The 6,218-nt window shown below is 56.8% G+C and carries 6 protein-coding genes; all 6 read left to right on the top strand.

Going from position 1 to position 6,218, the window contains the following annotated elements:
• Window positions 1–499, top strand: a 499-nt coding sequence (locus M7R55_RS06915; RefSeq protein WP_298219688.1) for a ChbG/HpnK family deacetylase, incomplete at its 5' end; no start/stop codon positions are given.
• Between the two features lie 164 nt (window positions 500–663).
• Window positions 664–1,293 (top strand): glutathione S-transferase N-terminal domain-containing protein, encoded by a 630-nt coding sequence (locus M7R55_RS06910; RefSeq protein ID WP_298219687.1) that lies wholly within the window; start codon window positions 664–666, stop codon window positions 1,291–1,293.
• 9 nt (window positions 1,294–1,302) lie between these two features.
• Window positions 1,303–1,830, top strand: a complete 528-nt coding sequence (locus M7R55_RS06905) for a ClpXP protease specificity-enhancing factor (RefSeq protein WP_298219686.1) — start codon at window positions 1,303–1,305, stop codon at window positions 1,828–1,830.
• 201 nt (window positions 1,831–2,031) lie between these two features.
• Window positions 2,032–4,365: a DNA translocase FtsK gene (locus M7R55_RS06900; RefSeq protein ID WP_298219685.1), complete on the top strand. Its 2,334-nt coding sequence runs from the start codon at window positions 2,032–2,034 to the stop codon at window positions 4,363–4,365.
• Window positions 4,366–4,431: 66 nt separating this feature from the next.
• On the top strand, window positions 4,432–5,124 hold the full coding sequence (gene lolA / locus M7R55_RS06895; protein WP_298219684.1) for an outer membrane lipoprotein chaperone LolA: 693 nt from the start codon (window positions 4,432–4,434) through the stop codon (window positions 5,122–5,124).
• Window positions 5,125–5,141: 17 nt separating this feature from the next.
• The coding region (locus tag M7R55_RS06890) for a replication-associated recombination protein A (RefSeq protein WP_298219682.1) at window positions 5,142–6,218 on the top strand (1,077 nt) is incomplete at its 3' end.

Raw genomic sequence — 6,218 nt, 5'->3', positions numbered from 1 at the left:
AATCCAGTGGGATCGCTTCACCCAGGCATTGGGGCGGGTTCCGGATTATGTGGATGGTCATCAGCACGTGCATCAGTTGCCCGTGGTGCGTGATTGTCTGCTCGACTTGCTGGCGAAGGAGGCCGCCCGCCCGTGGATGCGCATTACTGCACCGATCATGGCACCCAAACCGGCCATAAAGGGTTGGATGATCGAGCATTTGGGCGCAGAAACATTGCGGCAGCTAGCGCAGCGTCAGGGGCTGAAGACCAATGCAGCGTTCGCCGGGGTTTATGGTTTCGACCAATCACAAAACGGCTATGCTCATCCGATGGGTGAATGGCTGAGCGCGGCGCCAGAAAACACGGTGATCATGTGTCATCCCGGCCATTTCGCAAATGTTAGCCCGGATGACCCGATTGCTCCGGCCCGCGCCGAAGAACTTGGTTTTCTAAGAAGCCCAGAGTTCGGTGATTTGCTCTCAGCTCATGATTGCAGGATTGCCCAACCGGCATTCTGACAAGTCGATGCAGCCGTTACCGGGATCGGGGTGCGCAAGATAGAATTCGGTGCGCATGCGTTCTGTCAGGGAAAATCTCGACGACCGGCTACAGTTGCCCATTAAATCTGCGCGATTTGCTATCATGTTGCATCTATTTCGCTTGAATTTTTAGGAGACGCCATATGGCGAGTGTCAATCGTCGTTCGGTCATGACCTTGTTTACCAATCCAGAAAGCCCGGATTGCCACCGTACCCGTATCGTTTTGGCGGAAAAAGAACTCACGGCCGATATCATCGATATTTCTGTCGGTGAAATACCCGAAGACTTTCACGATTTGAGCCCGGAAGGCACCGTGCCTGTGCTGGCGGATCGTGACCTTGTCGTCACCAATGCGCGCGTGATCATGGAATACCTCGATGAGCGTTTTCCGCATCCTCCTTTGATGCCGGTTGATCCGGTCAGCCGCGCCAAGGTGCGCACCGCGCTCTACAGCATCGAACGTGACTGGTACGGCCTGCTGCCCGAGTTCGAGCGCGGCGAGAAAACCGTTTCCCGTGCCCGCAAAACCCTGCGCGAAGGTCTGCTGGCCCTGGCACCGGCGTTTGGTCACCAGCCGTTTTTCATGAGTGATGAATACAGCCTGACGGATGTGACTCTATCCGCGTTACTGTGGCGTTTGCCCGTCTACGGCGTCGAATTGTCTGGCCCGAGCGCCAAACCCGTGCTCGATTACATGAAGCGCATGTTCGACCGACCCACCTTCCAGATGAGTCTGACCGAAGTCGAACGCGAAATGCGTGACCGCTACTAAGGTTTGCCGATGCTTTCCAAACGCCCTTATCTGATCCGCGCCCTGTACGACTGGACGGTCGATCAGGGGCATGTGCCCATCATCGTGGTTGATGCCACGGTTTCTCGGGTACAGGTGCCGCAAGCGCATGTCGAAGAAGGACAGATTCACCTGAATATCAGCCCGAGCGCCGTGCGTTACTTCACGATGGATCGCTCGGCTATTGCCTTTGAGGCGCGCTTTGGCGGCAGGGCGGAATCGATTTTTGTGCCGATGCGGGCTGTCATCGGTATTTATGATCGGGATTCCGGCAGTGGGGCGCAGTTCCCACCGGAGCCGGATGAGGAATTCATGGATGATGATGACGCCCAGGACAGCGCACCCAAGCTCAGTCTCGCCGATACGGGCAAGGTACAGACACTGCGTCGTGCGTCGGATAACAGATCATCGGATGCCGACTCTTTGGGTGAAGGTGATGGCCCGCCCGATGATGATCCGACCCCACCTCGCTCGAATGGTAAAAAGGGCAAGACTTCCCGGTTGCGGATTGTTAAATAACCCGGTTCGCCTGGATATCCATCCCCAAACGGTGGTTGCTGTCTGTACGGTCGGGAACACGTCTAAATCATAGTTTCTAGTCGGTTTTTGCAGCTCGTCTTAATCCGTTATACTGACGACATCTTTAAACCAAAGTTTGAGCTATTAACTCTAATCAACTGAAACTGAATCTGGTTTTTAATGAATACAGCGAAAAATACGATGTTGTTTCAGCCCCGCAGAATGATGGCCGACATGGTCTTGCTCGGGTTGGTTCTGCTTGTTGGATATTACGGCCTGTCGTTGTGGACCTACTCGCCCAGCGATCCTGGTTTTACCACCACGGGACAAGGATCGACAGTGCATAATGCGGCCGGATTGGTCGGTGCCTGGCTGGCGGATTTCTCGCGTTTTCTGCTGGGGTACGGCGCTTATGCCGTGCCACCGACGTTGCTGGTGTTTGCCGTGCGCCAGTTCGTGCGGCTGCGTACGGATGACCGGCTCATCAACGTCTTCTTTGCGATTCAGATCAGCGGTGTCGTGCTGACGGTTTTTGCCGTCAGTGTGCTGGCTGCCATCCATCAACCCACAGTGGAAACCGCCGGCGGTTTGGCTGCTAGCGGCTCGTCGGGCGGGGTTGTCGGGCAGGTTCTGGCTGAGGGATTGGTTCGTTATCTTGGCGTGCTGGGTGCAACCGGATTGATGCTCGGCTTCGTGATGATCGCGTTTTCTGCTGTTTCCGGTTTGTCGTGGCTGGCGTTGTTCGAATTGGTCGGACGTTGGGTGGATTCAGTAATTCAGTCACTATTCGGTTTGGTTCATCGTGTCGGTAAAACATCGGAGCAGCAGACTGAGTCGTCACCGATTCCCACGGTGCAGACAGATTATGTGGCGCCGTTCGCGCGCAAACACAAGAAAATAGAAGAAGCAACACCTGTCGATCCGGTTCTGGACGTATTCTCGCCTGCGCCTGTTGTTATTCCTGAGGCAAAACCGATCTCCGTACGCGCGGCCAAAGCGGTAGCAAAACAGCAGCCTGTCCTGGGCACTTCGGGCGGTAAACCCATCGTGGATTTGCTCGATTTCGCGCCGCAACGGCAGTCGGGCTTCAGCGAGGAAATGCTCGAATCGATGTCTCGTTTGATCGAGGATCGCCTGGAAGAATTCGGTGTGCGGGTGGCTGTCGTGGCCGCGACGCCCGGCCCGGTGATCACCCGTTTTGAATTGCAGCCAGCCGCTGGCGTGAAGGTCAACCAGATATCCAATCTGGCTAAGGACTTGGCACGCGCCCTGTCGATCGTTTCCGTACGCGTGGTCGAGGTGATTCCGGGCAAATCCACCGTGGGTCTTGAGATTCCGAACAAGGTGCGCGAAATCATCGCACTGCGGGAATTGATCGAGTCGAAATCTTATTGCGACAGTCGTTCACCGCTCACCATGGCTTTAGGCAAGGATATTGCGGGCGCTTCTGTTACGGCAGATCTTGCGCGCATGCCGCATCTGCTGGTGGCCGGTACGACCGGGTCAGGTAAATCGGTCGGTGTGAACGCGATGATCCTGAGCCTGCTGTACAAATCCACCGCCGATGACGTTCGCCTGATCCTGATCGATCCGAAAATGCTTGAACTTTCCGTCTATGAAGGGATTCCTCATTTGCTGGCTCCTGTCGTGACGGACATGAAAGAAGCAGCCAATGCCCTGCGTTGGGCCGTGGGCGAAATGGAACGGCGCTACAAGCTCATGTCTGCGCTGGGTGTGCGCAATCTGGCGGGTTGCAATGAGAAAATTTCTGCAGCGGCTGAAAAAGGTGAGCCGCTGCGTGATCCGTTCCACAATCCGGCTGAGGCGTTCGACCCCGATTTACCCGCACCAGAACTGGAAAGCTTGCCGCATATCGTCGTCGTGGTCGATGAGTTCGCCGACATGATGATGGTGGTCGGCAAGAAGGTCGAAGAACTGATCGCCCGCTTGGCGCAGAAGGCACGCGCGGCGGGCATTCACCTGATTCTGGCCACCCAGCGTCCCTCGGTGGATGTGATCACCGGCCTGATCAAAGCCAATATTCCGACCCGTATTTCATTCCAGGTTTCCTCGAAAATCGATTCACGCACCATTCTCGACCAGATGGGCGCCGAGAGTCTGCTCGGTCATGGCGATATGTTGTATCTGCCCCCCGGCACCGGTCTGCCCATGCGTGTCCACGGTGCGTTCGTGAGCGACGATGAAGTGCACCGCGTGGTCGAAGCGCTCAAAGCACTGGGTGAACCGAACTACATCGATGCGGTATTGTCCGAAGAAAGTGCTGCGGCGATTGTGTTACCGGGCGAGAAGCCGGTATCCGCTTCGGGTGAGGCGGTCGATGAATATTACGATCAGGCCGTAGCCATTGTGACGGAAACCCGCAAGGCTTCCATTTCTTATGTACAGCGCCGGCTCAAGATTGGTTACAACCGGGCCGCACGTCTGATCGAGGAAATGGAAAACGACGGCATTGTCGGCCAGTTGCAGGCGAATGGCTCCCGTGAAGTGCTAGCCCCGCCGCCGCCTCGTGCCTGAGTCCTCTTTCAGCTCCTATTGTCTTTTTGGTTGTAAATCCCGGATTAATTTTTTCAGGCAGGTTTTATGTCGCACCCCTTTAAGTTGAGCCACCTTATGCTGAGAAATGGGTTAGTCGGCCTCGTTCTGGCCATCAGTGCCTCGGGTTCAGTGACTCAGGCGGCCGAAACGCAGACCTACCCGCTCGGTGCGTCGACCGCCGTTGCTGATGTGCATCCCTTGACCGAATTTGTGCACACGCTGAAAACCTTTTCCGCCGATTTTATCCAGCAGCAGGTGAACGTGCGTGGGCAGAAGCAGCCCGCCTCATCCGGCCATTTTGTGCTGACGCGTCCGGGCCGTTTCTTCTGGGCTTATGAAAAGCCGTACGTGCAGAAACTGATCGCAAACGACGGCGTGTTGTGGGTTTACGATCCCGATCTGGCCCAAGTGACGCGCAGCCCGCTGGCCGACAATCGCGGTGCGCCGATTGGCATTTTCCTCGGCAATCAGCCATTGCAGGAAGCCTTTGAAGTCAGCAGTATCGGCAAGAACGATGGCCTTGACTGGTACAGCCTGAAGGATCGCTCCGCGAAGAGCGACTTCAATCAGGTGCAAATCGGCTTGGATACCAAGGGCATCAAGGCGATGGTGTTCACCGACAAGCTCGATAACCGTACCACCGTCCAGTTCAGCCAGCGCGAGGTCAACCAGAAGGTTGATGACGCGTTGTTCCAGTTCGTCCCGCCCAAGGGCGTGGATGTGGTGAACAGCCGTTAACGCCTGTAATTCCTGTCGTGTCTGATCTTTTCCACACCGAACCCACGCCGCCGCTGGCCGAGGCACTCAGGCCGCACACGCCCGATGAGATGATCGGGCAGACGCATCTGTTGGGTGAAGGCAAGCCGCTGCGGTTGGCGTTCGAAGCGCGAAAACCGCATTCCATGATTCTGTGGGGGCCACCGGGCGTGGGCAAAACAACGCTCGCCCGCCTGATGGCAAAGGCATTTGATAGCTCGTTTATCGCCCTTTCTGCCGTATTTTCCGGCGTCAGAGACATCCGCGCGGCGATGGATGAAGCCGAGCGCAATCTCGCGCTGGGTCATCCTACCTTGCTCTTTATCGATGAGATTCACCGCTTCAACAAGGCGCAGCAGGATGCGCTGTTGCCTTATGCGGAATCGGGTCTGGTCACGCTGATCGGCGCGACGACCGAAAACCCGTCGTTCGAGGTCAATTCTGCCTTGCTTTCCCGTGCGCAGGTCTATGTGCTCAAGTCCTTGTCAGACGATGAATTGCGGCTGTTGTTCACGCGGGCGCAGGCCAAGGCTCTGGGGCACTTGCAGTTCGATCCGGAAGCAATCGATGCGGTGATTGGACTGGCCGATGGCGACGCCCGGCGGTTACTCAATCTGCTGGAGCAACTGAACACCGCCGCCAGTGCGTCGAAGCGCACCCAGATCACCACAGCGTTTCTCGATAACGCGCTGAATCAGAGTACGCGCCGGTTCGACAAGGGCGGCGAGCAGTTCTACGATCAGATTTCCGCCCTGCACAAATCCGTGCGCGGATCGCATCCCGACGCGGCACTGTATTGGCTGAGCCGGATGCTCGATGGCGGCGCTGATGCGCGCTACCTCGCCCGACGTATTGTGCGCATGGCTTGGGAAGACATCGGTTTGGCCGACCCGCGTGCCCTGCAAATCGCCAACGATGCGGCCACCACCTATGAACGTCTCGGCTCACCCGAGGGCGAACTGGCGCTGGGGCAGGCGGTTATCTACCTCGCCATTGCGCCGAAGAGCAATGCCGGTTACAACGCCTTCAATCAGGCAATGGCGTTTGTTAAACGTGACAAGAGCCGAGAAGTACCT

Source organism: Halothiobacillus sp., assembly GCF_027346185.1.
Lineage (GTDB): Bacteria > Pseudomonadota > Gammaproteobacteria > Halothiobacillales > Halothiobacillaceae > Halothiobacillus.
The sequence above is the reverse complement of the archived record's forward strand: the minus strand, read 5'-3'. Positions and strand labels throughout refer to the sequence as shown.